This window comes from Rhodococcus sp. NPDC059234, assembly GCF_042754225.1.
Taxonomy (GTDB): Bacteria; Actinomycetota; Actinomycetes; order Mycobacteriales; family Mycobacteriaceae; genus Rhodococcus_G.
Genome location: NZ_JBHZAH010000054.1, coordinates 1 through 15,399, shown reverse-complemented (window position 1 = coordinate 15,399; position 15,399 = coordinate 1). Strand labels below are relative to the sequence as shown.

The 15,399-nt window shown below is 70.4% G+C and carries 15 protein-coding genes and 1 riboswitch; of the genes, 7 read left to right on the top strand and 8 right to left on the bottom strand.

The genetic code is table 11. The features are described 5' to 3' along the window. Positions 1-137 precede the first annotated feature (137 nt). Genes ACFXGJ_RS13430 through ACFXGJ_RS13410 form a run of 5 tightly spaced genes read right to left on the bottom strand, consistent with a single transcriptional unit; the run spans position 138 to position 4,033 of the window. Entirely contained in the window at positions 138-434 is a 297-nt protein-coding gene (locus tag ACFXGJ_RS13430; RefSeq protein WP_378620328.1) for a SelT/SelW/SelH family protein, read from the bottom strand. Then, positions 431-1,180: an NAD(P)H-dependent oxidoreductase subunit E gene (locus tag ACFXGJ_RS13425; protein WP_378620326.1), complete on the bottom strand. Its 750-nt coding sequence runs from the start codon at positions 1,178-1,180 to the stop codon at positions 431-433. The genes ACFXGJ_RS13430 and ACFXGJ_RS13425 overlap by 4 nt, the downstream gene beginning before the upstream one ends. Beyond that, positions 1,177-1,989, bottom strand: a complete 813-nt coding sequence (locus ACFXGJ_RS13420) for an ABC transporter ATP-binding protein (RefSeq protein ID WP_378620323.1) — start codon at positions 1,987-1,989, stop codon at positions 1,177-1,179. Before ACFXGJ_RS13420 ends, ACFXGJ_RS13425 begins: the two co-directional genes overlap by 4 nt. Next, entirely contained in the window at positions 1,986-3,044 is a 1,059-nt protein-coding gene (locus ACFXGJ_RS13415; protein WP_378620321.1) for a FecCD family ABC transporter permease, read from the bottom strand. Before ACFXGJ_RS13415 ends, ACFXGJ_RS13420 begins: the two co-directional genes overlap by 4 nt. After that, entirely contained in the window at positions 3,041-4,033 is a 993-nt protein-coding gene (locus tag ACFXGJ_RS13410; protein ID WP_378620319.1) for an ABC transporter substrate-binding protein, read from the bottom strand. Before ACFXGJ_RS13410 ends, ACFXGJ_RS13415 begins: the two co-directional genes overlap by 4 nt. Positions 4,034-4,063: 30 nt before the next feature. After that, positions 4,064-4,248, bottom strand: a riboswitch (cobalamin riboswitch). A gap of 68 nt (positions 4,249-4,316) precedes the next feature. Between ACFXGJ_RS13410 and ACFXGJ_RS13405 the strand changes: the two genes are divergently transcribed. Both ACFXGJ_RS13405 and ACFXGJ_RS13400 read left to right on the top strand, forming a co-directional pair. Further along, the gene (locus tag ACFXGJ_RS13405) at positions 4,317-5,198 is read left to right on the top strand and encodes a phosphoribosylaminoimidazolesuccinocarboxamide synthase (protein ID WP_378620317.1); all 882 of its coding nucleotides are present in this window, start codon (positions 4,317-4,319) and stop codon (positions 5,196-5,198) included. A 37-nt stretch (positions 5,199-5,235) separates the two neighbouring features. Next, positions 5,236-7,407, top strand: coding sequence for a S9 family peptidase (locus ACFXGJ_RS13400; RefSeq protein WP_378620315.1), 2,172 nt, complete (start codon positions 5,236-5,238; stop codon positions 7,405-7,407). Between the two features lie 78 nt (positions 7,408-7,485). Here the strand turns inward: ACFXGJ_RS13400 and ACFXGJ_RS13395 are convergent, their stop codons facing one another. After that, positions 7,486-8,106 (bottom strand): TetR/AcrR family transcriptional regulator, encoded by a 621-nt coding sequence (locus ACFXGJ_RS13395; protein WP_378620312.1) that lies wholly within the window; start codon positions 8,104-8,106, stop codon positions 7,486-7,488. 90 nt (positions 8,107-8,196) lie between these two features. Between ACFXGJ_RS13395 and ACFXGJ_RS13390 the strand changes: the two genes are divergently transcribed. The 3 genes from ACFXGJ_RS13390 to ACFXGJ_RS13380 are packed head-to-tail and all read left to right on the top strand — an operon-like array spanning position 8,197 to position 11,074. Further along, the gene (locus tag ACFXGJ_RS13390) at positions 8,197-8,979 is read left to right on the top strand and encodes an SDR family oxidoreductase (protein WP_378620310.1); all 783 of its coding nucleotides are present in this window, start codon (positions 8,197-8,199) and stop codon (positions 8,977-8,979) included. Between the two features lie 47 nt (positions 8,980-9,026). Beyond that, on the top strand, positions 9,027-10,094 hold the full coding sequence (locus tag ACFXGJ_RS13385) for a dihydrodipicolinate reductase (protein WP_378620308.1): 1,068 nt from the start codon (positions 9,027-9,029) through the stop codon (positions 10,092-10,094). Beyond that, entirely contained in the window at positions 10,091-11,074 is a 984-nt protein-coding gene (locus tag ACFXGJ_RS13380; RefSeq protein ID WP_378620306.1) for an NAD-dependent epimerase/dehydratase family protein, read from the top strand. The genes ACFXGJ_RS13385 and ACFXGJ_RS13380 overlap by 4 nt, the downstream gene beginning before the upstream one ends. Here the strand turns inward: ACFXGJ_RS13380 and ACFXGJ_RS13375 are convergent. Both ACFXGJ_RS13375 and ACFXGJ_RS13370 read right to left on the bottom strand, forming a co-directional pair. After that, positions 11,059-11,748: a response regulator gene (locus ACFXGJ_RS13375; RefSeq protein WP_378620304.1), complete on the bottom strand. Its 690-nt coding sequence runs from the start codon at positions 11,746-11,748 to the stop codon at positions 11,059-11,061. The genes ACFXGJ_RS13380 and ACFXGJ_RS13375 overlap by 16 nt on opposite strands. Then, positions 11,745-13,313, bottom strand: coding sequence for an ATP-binding protein (locus ACFXGJ_RS13370; protein ID WP_378620302.1), 1,569 nt, complete (start codon positions 13,311-13,313; stop codon positions 11,745-11,747). Before ACFXGJ_RS13370 ends, ACFXGJ_RS13375 begins: the two co-directional genes overlap by 4 nt. Positions 13,314-13,437: 124 nt before the next feature. On the opposite strand from ACFXGJ_RS13370, the gene ACFXGJ_RS13365 reads away from it, so the two are divergent. Both ACFXGJ_RS13365 and ACFXGJ_RS13360 read left to right on the top strand, forming a co-directional pair. Then, positions 13,438-14,865, top strand: a complete 1,428-nt coding sequence (locus ACFXGJ_RS13365) for a cation:dicarboxylate symporter family transporter (RefSeq protein ID WP_378620300.1) — start codon at positions 13,438-13,440, stop codon at positions 14,863-14,865. After that, entirely contained in the window at positions 14,862-15,359 is a 498-nt protein-coding gene (locus ACFXGJ_RS13360) for a glutathione peroxidase (RefSeq protein WP_378620297.1), read from the top strand. Before ACFXGJ_RS13365 ends, ACFXGJ_RS13360 begins: the two co-directional genes overlap by 4 nt. Positions 15,360-15,399: the final 40 nt, after the last annotated feature.

Sequence of the window (15,399 nt, the reverse complement as noted above, 5' to 3'; positions counted from 1 at the left end):
AGCTCCATCGTGTGCGGCACGGCTGCGTCACACGACCGATACGCGGCTGGCTCGGCCGTGTGATCGGGTGCAGATTCACCCCCACATGCCTGCCGTCAACACTGGTCGCTCGTCGAGCGGTCGTCAAGGCCCCGTGTTCAGTCGCTGCGCGCGCGGTCCGCGTGGCCGAGGTCCCGACCCGGCACGACCGCGTCGCGCACCAGCTTCTTGAGCGTCACGATGTCGGGGAACCCGCTGTCCCGCTTCCGATCCCACACGAGTGTGTAGCCGGCGGTGACTTGGAAGATGCCACCGGTGCCCGGAACCAGTGCCACCTCGCCGAGTTCGGTGCCGAAGGTGCTCAGCAGCTCCTGCGCCATCCAGCCGGCGCGCAGCAGCCAGTTGCACTGCGTGCAGTAGGTGATCGTGACGCGGGGCGACGCGGGGGCGGTCATGGCTCCAGGATCGCAGACGTGCGACGAGCGCCGTGCCATTCGGTGACCGGTCGCCCCGCCACGAGGTGCTGATCGACGAGCCGCTCGACGCGGTCGGCGTGCAGCTGCGCGTACCAGGCGTTGTCGGGGTGGACCACCACGACCGGCGCCTGCGAGCAGGGGAACAGGCACCCGGTCTGGGTGACGAGGACGTCGTCGTCGCCGAGACCGCGCGCCTCGAGCGCCGCGTCCAGGGCCTGCGCGGTCTCCGGGCCGCCCCGGGCCGAACAGCGCGGGCCGCGGCACACCAGCACGTGCCGCCCGAAACCGGGGACCTCGTCCCAGGCGGGGGAGGTGAGCGGTGCGGTGGTGGTCCGGGCGGGGGTGGTGGGGCTCGACACCGCGGCGTCGAGCAGGTCGGCGTAGTTCGTTGTGTCGGAGAGCGGGTTCGCGATCCGGACGTCGGGAATCTGTTCCCCGGAGTGCTCGCGCAACCAGTGTCCGATGACGCGGCGGAACCACGAGTCGATCTTGCGGTCCAGCACCGTCTGGGCGCTCACCACGACCACCTCGGTGGCGCCGGCCGCGGCGGCCTCGTCGAGCACGCCGGTGACCGCGGGACCCGAACCCCCGAGCACCGCCGTCCGGAAGACGGTGTCCGGGTAGCGGTTCCGCAGTGCCGCGAGCGCCCCGACCACCTGGTCGCGCGGATCATCGCCGCGGTCGGTGGGGGCGGTGACGATCACCCAGCGTGCGGTCGTGCTCACGAGAGGTTCCTTTCGAGGCTTTCGTCGACGGTGCCGCACAGCACCACCATCGGTCGCCCGGTTCGGGGATGGGGTTGGACGAGGGCGTCGATCCCGTAGACGTCGGCGAGCAGGTCTGCGGTGAGCACGGACTCGGTCGGTCCCTCGGCGGCGACGCGTCCGCCGCGCAGGACCACCAGGTGATCGCAATACATCGCGGCGAGGTTGAGGTCGTGCATCGCCGCCACCGTCGTCAGGCCGCGGACCCGGATCAGGTCGAGCAGTTCGACGGACGCCGACACGTCCAGGTGGTTGGTGGGCTCGTCGAGCAGCAGCACGCACGGTTTCTGCGCGAAGGCGCGTGCGAGCTGCGTCTTCTGCTTCTCCCCGCCGGACAGGCTCTGCCACAACCGGTGTCGTAGTTCGGGAATCCCCGCCATCGCGAGGCTCTCGGAGACCGCGCTCGCCGCGCCGACGGCGGCCGGCCGGGCCCAGCCGCCTCGACGCGGGATCACGCCGAGCTCGACGACCTGCTCGACCGTCAGATCCAGTTCGGTCGCCGAATGTTGTTCCACCAGTGCGACGGTCCGCGCGAAGTCGCGTCGGTGCATCTCGGTCGCCGGTCTGTCGTCGATCACGACGCGGCCGCTGTCGGGGCGCACGAGCCGGGCGATCGCCGAGAGCAACGACGTCTTGCCGGAGCCGTTCGGGCCGATCAACCCGGTGACGCGTCCGGCCGGCGCCACGCACGTCACGGCGTCGAGGATCGTCGCGCCGCCCTGCGACCAGGTCACCGCCTCGACCCGGATCTCCGGCGAGTGATGGCTCACGTCCGGGCCCCCCGTCTGCGGAGCAGCCACACGAACGCAGGAACCCCCACGACGGCGGTGACGATGCTGATCGGTAGTTCGCGCCCCGGCAGCACACTGCGCGCGACGACGTCGGCCCACACCAGCAGCAGCGCGCCCAGCAGGGCCACGACGGGGAGCAGGCGCGCGTGCAGCGGTCCGACCAGCATCCGGGCCGCGTGCGGCACCACGAGTCCGACGAACCCGATCACCCCGGCCTGCGCGACCAGCGCCGCCGTGCACAGCGACGCCGCCGCGTACAGCACCCACCGGGAGCGTTCGACGTGGGTGCCCAGGCTCGCGGCGGCACGTTCCCCGAAGGCGAACGAGTCCAGCACCCGGCTGTGGGCGAGCACGATCGCGGTGGTCACAGTGAGGACGATCAGGATGCCGACCAGCCCCGACCAGCGCACTCCGGCGACCGAGCCGAGCGTCCACGTCAGGACGCGGTGCGCGGCGTCCCGGTCGCCGAGCAGCACGAGCGCCGACGTGAGGGCAGCGGTGAACTGACCCACCGCGATCCCGGCGAGAACCAGTCGCCCGGGTAGCAGCGCGCCGGACCGCGACGTCGCGATCACGAACACCAGCAGCAGGCTGCCGAGGGCGCCGAGGAAGGCGGCGGAGGCGACCGCGCCGAAACCGAAGGCGCCCAACGTACTCACCCCGGTGGTGAGTGCAATGACCGCGCCCAGCGACGCGCCCCCGGACATGCCGAGCAGGTACGGGTCGGCCAGCGGGTTGCCGGTGAGCGACTGCAACACCGCCCCACACAGGGCCAGGCCCGCGCCGATCGCCGCGGCCGCCAGCACCCGTGGCATCCGGAGGTCGACGACGATGTGCGTGGTCAGCAGGTCGGTTCCCGTCCCGATGCCGAGGCGTCCGGCGATCGCTTCGACCACCGTGCCGATCGACAGGTCGGCCGCACCGATCACGACCCCGGCCGCGCAGCTGACGACGAGCAGCACGGACAGGAGCGCCGTCCATCCGGTGGCCGTCGTCGCGGCAACCCGGGCGGGCACCCGGGTCCGCACGCTCATGCGTGGCCGCCGCCCACTTGCTCGGCGACCAGTGCCGCGCCCTCGATCAGCCGCGGTCCGGGCGTGCTCGCCGAGAACGGCACCACGACGAAGGCGTTGTCACGCACGGCCTTCAGGTCTCGCAACGCGGGATCGTTGCGGAGGTAGTTCTTCTTCTCCTCGGCGGTGTCCCACGAGGCGTCCGCGAGCACGATGACGTCCGGGTTCGCGGCCAGTACCGTCTCCCAGCTGCCGTCGGCCCAGGCCGCGTCGGTCGCGGCGAAGACGTTCGTGCCGCCGACCGCGTCGATGATCAGCTGCGGGCCGCCGGCCTTGCCTCCGACGTAGGGCGTGGTGGTGTTGCTGTCGTACCAGAGGATCGTCTTGCCCCGTGCCGGTGCGTGCGACTCGACGCCCGCGAGCGTCTCGCGCATCCGGGCGACCACCGCGTCGGCCTCGCCCTCGCGGCCGAACAGGGTGCCGTAGTCGGTGATCTCCGTCGCGATCGAATCCCAGGTGACCGGGGGCCGCTTCGACTTGTCCTTGCAACCGAACGGCGAGACGTAGGTGGCGATGCCGAGCTCGTCGAACGACTCCTGCGAGCCGACGGCCTTGTCGTCGAACGCGCTCGAGTACGACGCCGTCACCAGGTCGGGCTTCGCCTCGAGCAGCGCCTCCCGGCTCGGGTAGTCCTTCTTGTCGAGCACCGGGACCTGCGCGTAGGCGGCCTGCCACTGCGGCGCGACGGCGTCGTCGAGGTAGGCGGTACCGGCCATCCGGCCCTGCGCGCCGATCGAGAGCGCGGTCTCGGTGGCGCCCTGGTTGAGGGTGACGGCGCGGTCGGCAGGCCCGTGCAGGGTGACCGCGCGCCCGCAGTTCTGCAGCGACACCGTCGCGGCTGCATCGGTGTCGGAGGGGCTGGTGGACGCGCCGCACGCGGCCACCGCGAACGCCGTGACGGTCGACGCCGCTACCGCGCCGAGGACTCGGGGGGAGAAAAGGGTACGCAAAGCGACCCGCCTTCCATGACTCGTGGAAAACGTGCAGGTATGCGTCACGGCCGGTCTCCTGGCTCGGCAGGGTCAGCCGCCGACCACGCCTTCCCGGACTCGAACGTCCAGTGGCTGGGGCCGAACCCCGGGTAGTCGACGTACCTGCTCACAGTGGCGAGTACCGCGCCGGTTTCGCACCGGACTTCCCGAACACCGCGACAACGGTTGCAGGATAGACCAACGCCTGCGGTGGGCGGTCGCCCACGAGTGCCCGGGGGAGTGACCCGATAGGGTTGGCCGCGTGCGCCCCTCACTCTCCGACTACGCCCACCTGGCCGGCGGCAAGGTCCGTGACCTCTACACGGTCGACGACGAGCACCTGCTGCTCGTCGCCAGCGACCGGATCTCCGCCTACGACCACATCCTCAGCACGCCGATCCCCGACAAGGGACGCGTGCTCACCGCGATGAGCGTCTTCTTCTTCGAGGAACTCGGCGGGCACAACCACCTCGCGGGCGCGCCCGACGACGAGCGCATCCCCGAGGAGGTGCTCGGCCGCGCGCTGGTGGTCAAGAAGCTCGACATGGTGCCCGTCGAGTGCGTGGCCCGCGGCTACCTCACCGGGTCGGGACTGTCGGACTACCAGCGCACCGGCGCGGTGTGCGGCGTCGAGCTGCCCGCCGGGCTGGTCGAGGCCAGCAAGCTGCCGGACCCGATCTTCACCCCCGCGACCAAGGCCGCGCTGGGCGACCACGACGAGAACGTGGACTTCGCGACGGTCGTGGACCAGCTCGGCACGGACCTGGCGGTCAAGCTGCGCGAGGACACTCTCGACATCTACTTCCGGGCCGCCAGCTTCGCCGCGGACCGGGGAATCATCCTGGCCGACACCAAGTTCGAGTTCGGCCTCGACGCCCAGGGCAACCTGGTGCTCGCTGACGAGGTGCTCACCCCCGACTCGTCTCGGTACTGGCCCGCCGACGGCTACGAGCCGGGCCGGGTGCAGCCGAGCTTCGACAAGCAGTTCGTCCGGAACTGGCTGACCGGGCCCGAGTCGGGCTGGGACCGGGCCTCGGACACGCCGCCGCCGCCGCTGCCGCCGGAGATCGTCGAGGCGACCCGCAGCAGGTACATCGAGGCCTACGAGCGGATCTCCGGGTTGTCCTTCGCCGACTGGGTGTAGCCGCCACGCGGGGCCGGGGTGCGCATAGGGTGGCGGCATGAGTTCGCCTGTCACCCCGGTCCCCGCCACGGCGGTCGCGCCGGTCGCGAAGAAGGTCCCGCACGAGCGCACCCACCACGGCGACACCTTCGTCGACAACTACGAGTGGTTGCGGGTCAAGGACGACCCGGAGGTGGTCGCCCACCTGGAGGCGGAGAACGCGTACACCGAGGCGCGGACCGCGCACCTCGCGTCGCTGCGGGAGTCGATCTTCCAGGAGATCAAGTCGCGCACCCAGGAGACCGACCTGTCGGTGCCGTCCCGGATGGGACGGTGGTGGTACTACTCGCGCAGCTACGAGGGCAAGCAGTACGGCGTGCAGTGCCGCTGCCCGATCGCGGGCCAGGACGACTGGACCCCGCCCGAGCTGTCCGCCGACACAGAGATCGCGGGCGAGCAGGTGCTGCTCGACGCCAACGAGCTCGCGCAGGGGCACGACTTCTTCTCGCTCGGCGCGTTCTCCGTCACCCTCGACGGCACCCTGCTCGCCTACTCCGTCGACACCGCGGGCGACGAGCGGTACACCCTGCGGTTCAAGGACCTGGTCACCGGCGACGAGCTGCCCGACGTGATCCCCGGCACCGCCCCGGGCGCGACCTGGTCGGTGGACAACCAGCACGTCTTCTACATGACCGTGGACGAGGCCTGGCGCCCCGACACGGTGTGGCGGCACCGGCTCGGTACCGCGCAGACCGACGACGTGTTGGTCTTCCACGAGCCGGACGAGCGGTTCTGGGTGGGCTTCGGATCCACCCGCAGCGAGAAGTACCTGATGATCTGGATCGGATCGAAGATCACCTCCGAGATCCTGTGCCTCGAGTCGGACGACCCCGAGGGCGAGTTCCGAGTGGTGCTGCCGCGGGTGGACGGCGTCGAGTACAGCGTCGAGCACGCGGTCGTCGCGGGCGAGGACCGCTTCCTGATCCTGCACAACGGCGACGTCGACGGGGCCAAGGCGGACAACTTCACCCTGGTCGACGCCCCGGTCGCCGACCCGACCGATCAGCGCACCCTGCTCGCGCACCGCGCGGACGTGCGCCTCGAGGAGGTCGAGGCGTTCGCCGGGCACCTGGTGCTGAGCTATCGCCGGGAGGCGCTGACCCGGGTGGCGGTGTGGCCGCTGCGCGCCGAGGGCTACGGCGATCTGCACGAGCTCGAGTTCGGCGAGGAGCTGTACTCCGTCGGCGTCGGCAGCAACCCCGAGTGGTCGGGACCGCTGCTCCGGCTGGGATTCACCTCGTTCATCACCCCGAGCCGCGTCTACGACTACGACGTGGCCACCGGCGCCCTGCTGCTGCGCAAGGCGCAGCCGGTGCTCGGCGGCTACGATCCCGCGGACTACGAGCAGCACCGGGACTGGGCGACCGCGGCGGACGGCACCCAGATCCCCATCTCGATCGTCAAGCGCCGCAGCGACGCCGGGGCGAGCGCAGTGACGGGGGATGTACCCGCGGCCGGGCCGGCGCCGCTGCTGCTGTACGGCTACGGCTCCTACGAGTCCAGCATGGACCCAGGGTTCTCGGTGGCACGGCTCTCGCTGCTCGATCGCGGCATGGTGTTCGTCGTCGCGCACGTGCGCGGCGGCGGTGAGATGGGCAGGCACTGGTACGACAACGGGAAGATGCTGGCGAAGAAGAACACCTTCACCGACTTCGTCGCCTGCGCACGGCATCTCGTGGACACGGGCCGCACCACGCCCGCCCAGATGGTCGCCGACGGTGGCAGTGCCGGCGGCCTGCTGATGGGTGCGGTGGCCAACATGGCGCCGGAACTGTTCGGGGGGATCCTCGCCAACGTGCCGTTCGTGGACCCGCTGACCTCGATCCTCGACCCGTCCCTGCCGCTGACCGTCATCGAGTGGGACGAGTGGGGAAACCCGTTGGCGGACAAGGACGTCTACGAGTACATGAAGTCCTACAGCCCGTACGAGAACGTCACGGCCCAGGACTACCCGGCGATCCTCGCGATCACCAGCATCAACGACACCCGGGTGCTGTACGTCGAGCCGGCCAAGTGGGTCGCGGCGTTGCGCGCCACGAAGACCGGCGACGCGCCGCTGCTGCTCAAGACCGAGATGAGCGCCGGGCACGGCGGCGTCAGCGGCCGGTACGAGAAGTGGAAAGAGGTCGCGTTCGAGTACGCCTGGGTGCTCGACACCGTCGGCGCGTGAGCATGCGGCTTCGCCGCAGTGGAGTGGAAACGGAGCCCCTGGACTCCGTAAGCGCACCACTGCGGCGAAGCCGCATTTCTAGTCCGCCGGCGGCGGGCCCGCCACACCGCCCGTGAGGATTCCGGGCATCCGGCTGGCGAGGCCGGCCGCGTCCTCGTCCGCGATCAGCAGTCGCAGCATCATGGCGCCGCCGACGATGAACAGCATGGTGGCCTGCGCGTCCAGGGCCGCGCCGTCCCCGGTGCCGTCGCGTGCCAGGGTGTCGGCGAGCATGCCGATCCCCGGGCCGCCGAAGTCCGTCCACAGGGTGGTCAGCAGGTCCTCGCGATCCCGGAACGCCGCCAGCAGGCCCGGCAGCGCGGCCTTGACCTCGGGCCGGCCGAACAGTTCGAGCGAGTAGGCGCACGACCGCCGGATCCACTCCGCCGGGTCGGCGGCGTCGGCGACGGGGGTGGCGTCGTCCACCCAGCCGAAGATCGCCTCGAACACCAGATGCGTCTTCGAGGGCCAGCGCCGGTACAGGGCCGGCTTCCCGACGCCGGCCCGCTCGGCGATCGCGACCATCGTGGTCTGGTCCCAGCCGACCTCGGCCAGCAACTCGCGCGCGGCGGCCAGCGCGGCCCCGTCGATCGCCGGGTTGCGCGGCCTGCCGCGCCTGCGCTCGATCGCGGGGTCCGTCGTTTCTTCGCCAGAAGTCATTGTCCGCAGCCTAACGCGGTGCTACCTTGCAACAAATCGTAACGCGAAGTTACGTAATGTTGCGCGTCACACCCGTGGAGGAAGGTCGACATGGTGGAACTGCTGGAGGGCAAGACGGTCGTCGTTTCGGGGGTCGGCAACGGCCTCGGCAGGGAGATCGCGCTGGCCGCGTACCGGGACGGCGCGAATGTCGTGCTCGGTGCCCGGACCGAGTCGAATCTGAAGTCGGTCGCCGACGAGATCGACCCCACCGGGGAACGGGTCGCGTACGCGGTGACCGACATCCTCGACAAGGAGGCGTGCGCCGGGCTGGTCCGCACGGCCGCGGACCGCTTCGGCGGCGTGGACGCGCTGGTGAACGTGGCCGCGAAGGAGGACGTCTTCGGCGGACTCGAGGGGGCCGACCTCGACGCGTGGAAGGCGATGCTCGACGCCAACGTGATCGGCACCCTCACGCTCACCCAGGCCGCGTTGCCCGAGCTGAAGAAGCGGGGCGGGTCCGTGGTCCTGATCGGTTCCCAGGCGATGTTCCACCCGCAGCTCCCGCAGTCCGCCTACGCGACCTCGAAGGGGGCGCTGCACGCGGCGATGTGGTCGCTGGCAAAGGAGCTCGGCCCGCACAAGATCCGGGTGAACACCGTTGTGCCCACGTGGATGTGGGGTCCGCCGATCGAGCTGTACGTCGCGCTGTCCGCGAAGCAGCGCGACGTGCCGGAGGAGACGGTGATCGGCGAGATCACCGCGAACATGCCGCTCGGCGAGATGCCGGCCGACGACGACGTGGCCAACTCGGTGGTCTTCTTCGCCTCCGACCGGGCCCGGATGCTGACCGGTCAGACGCTCTTCGTCAACGCGGGAGAGTACTTCCGCTGACATTCGGAACCTGTTGACGCACATCAATCTTCGAGAGGCAGCACGGCATGAAGCACAAGGTCATCGTCTGGGGCACCGGCGTCGTCGGCAAGCTCGTGATCCGCGAGCTGATCGACCATCCCGCTTTCGAGCTGGTCGGCGTCATCGTTCACGATCCCGCCAAGGACGGCGTCGACGCCGGCACCCTCGTCGGTGCCGAACCGGTCGGCCTCGCGGCGACGACGGACTGGGAGGCGGCGCTCGCGGTCGATGCGGACGCGGTCGCCTACTTCGGCCCGACCGCCGAGTACGCGGTGCAGAACATCGACAACATGACCGCGTCGCTGCGGTCCGGCAAGCACGTCGTGTCCACCTCCATGACGCCGCTGGTGTACCCCGAGCCGTGTCCGCCCGAGATGCGCGTGGCGCTCGAGCAGGCCTGCCAGGAGAGCGGGAAGTCTTGTTTCACGACGGGAATCGATCCCGGGTTCGCCAACGACCTGTTCCCGATGACGTTGATGGGGGTCTGCGGTCGGGTCGACAGCGTGCGGGTGCAGGAGCTGCTGGACTACGCCACCTACGCCGGTGACTACGGCCCGACCATGGGTATCGGCGCTCCCATCGAACAGGCCGCGGTGCTGGAGATCCCGGAGGTCCTGATCTTCGCGTGGGGCCACACCATCCCGATGATCGCCGATGCGGTCGGCGTGACCCTCGACCGGATCGACACCGTCTACGAGAAGTGGGCGGCCACCGAGCCCATCGAGTACAAGTACGGCGTCATCGAGCCGGGCCAGTGCGCCGCGGTGCGGTTCGAGATCCGCGGCTGGGTTGGCGACGAGGCGAAGATCGTCATCGAGCACGTCAACCGGATCACCAACGACGCGGCCACCCACTGGCCGCGGGCCACCTCGGTGGACAACGACGTGTACCGGGTGATCATCAAGGGCAGCCCGAACATCACGCAGGAGACCGCCTTCCGCGGCGAACGCGACGACGACCCGATCACCGGCGGCTGCCTGGCCACCGGGATGCGCGCGATCAACGCCATCCCCTACCTCGGCGACGCCAAGCCCGGCCTGCTGTCCGCGCTCGACCTGCCGCTGATCCCCGGCCGGGGCACCATCCGGTCATGAGGCTGCTGCTGACCGGCGGGTTCGGGAACATCGGCTCGCACGTGCTGGCCGAGCTGCGGCGACGAGGTCACCGGGTCCGGGTCCTGTCCCTCGACACCCCGGAGGACAGGCGCCGGGCCCGCGGCGTCGGCGGCGTCGACGTGATGTGGGGCGACATCCGGGACCCGGCGACGGTGGCGTCCGCGGTGGACGGGGCCGAAGCGGTGCTGCACCTGGCGGCGGTGATCCCGCCCGGGAGCGAGGACGACCCGGAGTACGCCCGCCAGGTCAACGTGGACGGCACCCGCACCGTGATCCGGGCGTGCACGGCGCAGGCACGACCGCCGAAGTTGTTGTTCGCGTCCACGTTCGACGTGCACGGCCACACCCTGCACCGTGATCCGCCGCGTCGGGTCGACGATCCGACCGTCCCGACAGACGCCTACACCGCGCACAAGATCGCCGGCGAGGAGATGGTTCGGGCGTCGGGCCTCGACTGGTTCATTCCGCGTTTCGCGGACGTCCCGATCATCGGCATCCGTCCGGCGGAACCGATCATGTTCGAGATCGGTCTGGACAACCGGATCGAGGTCCTGCATCCCGCCGACGCGGCGGTCGCCCTCGCGAACGCGCTGGACACGCCCCAGGTGTGGGGTCGGGTCCTGTTCCTCGGCGGGGGACCGACCTGCCAGCTCACCTATCGCGAGTACCTGACCCGGATGCTGGGCGCGATGAGCCTGGACATGCTGCCGGACAACGCGTTCAGCGGCAAGCCGTACGCGACGGACTGGCTGGACACCGCGGAGAGCCAGCGGCTGCTGGCCTACCAGTCGCGCGCTGTCGACGACATCGTCGCCGACATCGCGGCGACGCTGGGGTGGCGCCGCTACCTCACGCCGCTGGCCAGGCCGCTCGCCAGGAGGGCCATGCTGCGACTGAGCCCGTACGCGAGCGCGGCGGGCGTCACCGGCGGCGCAGGGGCAACTCAACGCCAGACGTAGCGCACCTGCGGCCTGCCCGCGCGGCCGTACTCGGAGCGCCGGTCCACCAGGCCGTCCTCCGCCAGCCGCTCGAGGTAACGCCAGGCGGTCACCCGGGAGACCCCCGCCGCGGCCGCCGCCTGGGAGGCGCTCAGCCCCGTGACCGACTCCCGCACGGCCGAGGAGATCTGCTCCAGCGTCTGCGGTGCAACACCTTTCGGTGTGGACGCCCGCTCGTCGAAGCTCCGCAGGACGGCCATCGCGCGGTCCACGTCCCGCTGGCTGACGGCCTTCTCGCCGCTGGGCAGGGCACGCCGGAACTCGAGGTATCGCTCGAGCTTGTCCCGGAACGCGGCGAAGGTGAACGGCTTGAGCAGGTACAGGGCCACGCCCTGCGCCACGGCCGCGCGCACCATCGACAGGTCGCGGGCCGAGGTGATCGCGATGATGTCGGGGGTGGGCCGCAGCCTGCCGAGCGCGGCCGCGACGTCGAGTCCGCTGCCGTCGGGCAGCCCGAGGTCGAGCAGGATCAGGTCGATCGGCTCGTCGGTGGCGTTCGCGACGGCGACGGTGCGCATCGCGGCGGCGCCGGTGTGCACCACGGAGTGCACGGTGAAGCCGGGCACCCGGCCGACGTAGGCGCGGTGCGCCTCCGCGATGAGCGGCTCGTCCTCGACGACCAGCACCCGGATCACGCGGCACCTCCCGCGGGGATGTGGACGAGAACCACCGAACCGTAGGACATCTCGGTGTCGATGCTGCCGTGATGCCGGGTGACCACCTGCATCACCAGCGCCAGGCCGAGGCCCTGGTGGTCCGACTTCGTCGAGTAGCCGCGCGCGGTGGCCCGCTCGAGTGCCTCCGGTGACATTCCCGGCCCGCTGTCCGCGACCCGGACGTCGAGTCCGCCGTCGTCGGAGCGCACGGTCACCTCCACCCACGGCCGCTCGTCGGCGGTGTCGGGGCCGGCCGCGTCGATGGCGTTGTCGACGAGATTGCCGACGAGCGTGACCAGTTCGCGTGCCGTGAGGGGGTCCGCGGTGGCGAGGGCGCTGTCGTCGGTGACGGTGAGGTCGATCCCTCGTTCGGCGGCCTGGTTGACCTTCCCGAGCAGCAGGGCGGCCAACGCGGGTTCCTGGAGCGAGGTGGTCAACCGGTCGACCAGGTGCTGCGAGAAGGCGAGCTCCGCGGTCGCGAAGGAGACCGCCTCCTCGGTGTGGCCGAGTTCGACCATGGTGATCACGGTGTGCAGTCGGTTCGCCGACTCGTGCGACTGCGCCCGGAGGGAATCGGTGAACTGTCGCATCGAGTCCAGCTCTCCCGTGACGTTTCGCAGTTCGGTGTGATCGCGCAGGGTTGTCACCACGGCGATCTCGCGGCCCTCGAAGAGCACGGGGTCCTGGTTCACCAGCAGAACGCGGTCGCCCGTCAGGTGCACCTCGTCCTTCACCGGTCGCGGCCCGAGCGCGCGCAGCGACTCCGGCAACCGATCGCGGGTGACGGGTCCGTCCGGCAGCGTGAGCAGCCGACGGGCCTCGTCGTTGACCACCTCGGCGGTGTCCGAGCCGGAGCGGAACACCAGCAGGCCCTCGCCGATCGAGTGCAGCACCGCATCGTGGTGCTCGTAGAGGGTGCGCAGCTCGTCCGGGCCGAGTCCGAGGGTCTGTCGGCGCAACCGTCGGCTCAACAACAGCGCGCCCAGGCTGGCGAGCGCGAGGGCGCCCGCGGTCACCGCGAGGACCGCGGGCAGCCCCCGCAGGAACTGGTCGAGGATCCGCTCCCTGGTCACCCCGGCCGCCACCAGCCCGACCACCCTTCCGTCGGCGTACACGGGTGCCACCGCCCGGATCGACGGGCCGAGCGAGCCGGTGTAGGTCTCGGTGAAGGTCTCACCGGCCAGCGCGCGGTCGATGCTGCCGCTGAACGGCTGCCCGATCAGTGCGGGATTGGTGTGGGTGTACCGGGTCCGGTCCGGCGCCATCACGACGATGAAGTCGGTACCGGTGGCCTCCCGGATTCGCTCGGTCTGCGGCTGCAGCGCCGCACTGGGGTCGGGGGAGACCAGCGCCGCCGCCGTCGAATCGGCCCCGGCGAAGGTTTCGGCGACCGCGACGACCTCCCGTTCGGTGGCCGCGTCGGCGTCGCGCCGCTCGTCGAGAACCGTCAGTACGCTGCCGGCCAGTACGACCGCAGCCAGCACCAGCAGCTGCAGCACCAACACCTGGCGCGCGAGACTCGGCCGCCGTGGAGACCTGTTCACCCGTGAAGTCCTCTCGTGAACGAAATGCACGCAAACGTGACTGTCGTCCGATTGCGTTTAACCATTCTTCCCGAGGCGAAGTGATGCGGGTCACTTCCGAGAGCGGCAGTCAAGAGGACCAGAGATGACCAACGACACCGAGCGGGACGCTACCCCCGCGCAGCCGGCGGCGCGCAAGCGAGACCGTACCCACTGGCTGTACCTGGGGGTGATCGCGGCGGTGGTCGCCGGCGTGCTCGTCGGCTGGCTCGCGCCCGAGGCGGGCAAGGCCCTCGGGGTGCTGGGCACCCTGTTCATCAGCCTGATCAAGATGATGATCAGCCCGGTCATCTTCTGCACGATCGTGCTGGGCATCGGGTCGGTGAAGGCCGCCGCGAGCGTCGGCAAGGTCGGCGGGCTCGCGCTCGCCTACTTCGTCGGCATGTCCACGGTTGCCCTGGGCATCGGGCTGGTCGTGGGCAACCTGCTCGACCCGGGCACCGGCCTGCACCTGAGCGAGGCGACGTCCGCGGCGGGTGCGGATCTCGCGGAGAAGGCGCACGGCGCGGGCGGCGCGATGGACTTCATCGCGGGGATAGTCCCGACGTCGCTGCTGTCCTCGCTCACCGTCGGCAGCGTCCTGCAGACCCTGTTCGTGGCGCTGCTGGTCGGGTTCGGGTTGCAGGCGATGGGCAAGCAGGGCGAACCGATCCTGCGCGGCGTCGGGCATGTGCAGAAGCTGGTGTTCCGGATCCTGTCGATGATCCTGTGGCTCGCGCCCATCGGCGCCTTCGGGGCCATCGCGAACGTGGTCGGCCAGACCGGTCTCGGCGCCGTGACCGCGCTCGGCACCCTGATGCTCGGCTTCTACGTCACCTGCGCGATCTTCGTGTTCGTCGTGCTCGGCCTGATCCTGCGCGTGGTGTCCGGGTTCTCGATCTTCAAGCTGGTCCGCTACCTGGCGCGGGAGTACCTGCTGATCTTCGCCACCTCCTCCTCGGAGTCGGCCCTGCCGCGGCTGATCGCCAAGATGGAGCACGTCGGGGTGCAGCGCGCCACCGTCGGCATCGTGGTGCCCACCGGGTACTCCTTCAATCTCGACGGCACCGCCATCTACCTGACGATGGCCTCGATCTTCATCGCCGACGCCATGGGCCAGCCGCTCTCGATCCCCGAGCAGCTTTCCCTGCTGGCGTTCATGATGATCGCGTCGAAGGGTGCGGCGGGCGTGAGCGGCGCCGGCCTGGCCACCCTCGCGGGCGGACTGCAGAGTCACCGGCCGGAGCTGCTCGACGGCGTCGGGCTGATCGTCGGCATCGACCGGTTCATGTCCGAGGCCCGCGCGGTCACCAACTTCTCCGGAAATGCGGTGGCCACCCTGCTGATCGGGACCTGGACGCGCACGGTGGACGCGTCGAGGGTGCGGTCCGTGCTCGACGGGAAGCTGCCGTTCGACGAGTCGACGATGGTGGACGATCACCTGCCCGAGGACGACCGTCCCGAGTCGTCCGTCCCGGTCGGTGGTCCGGAAAAGTCCGGCGCCGCATCGGTTCCCGTACCGTTGGCCTCATGACGAACCCCCAGATCCAGGACATTTCGATCAACACCCTCGACGGTGCACCCACCTCGCTGGCGGCCTTCGACGGCCGCGCGGTACTGCTGGTCAACGTCGCCTCCAAGTGCGGTCTCACCCCGCAGTACACGGCGCTCGAGCAGCTGGCGAAGGACTACGCGGACCGCGGCCTGACCGTGGTCGGCGTGCCGTGCAACCAGTTCATGGGGCAGGAGCCGGGCACGCCCGAGGAGATCGCGAACTTCTGCTCGACCACCTACGGGGTCAGCTTCCCGCTGCTGGAGAAGATCGAGGTCAACGGCGAGGGCCGGCACCCGCTCTACTCGGAACTGACCAAGCACGCCGACGCCGACGGCGCCGCGGGCGACATCCAGTGGAACTTCGAGAAGTTCCTCATCGCGCCCGACGGCACGGTGGCGAACCGCTTCCGGCCGACGACCGTGCCGGACGCCCCGGAGGTCGTCGCGGCCATCGAGGCCGCGCTCCCCAGGTAACGGCGAACGGTGCGGTCACGGCGCGAGCACGTGACCGCAC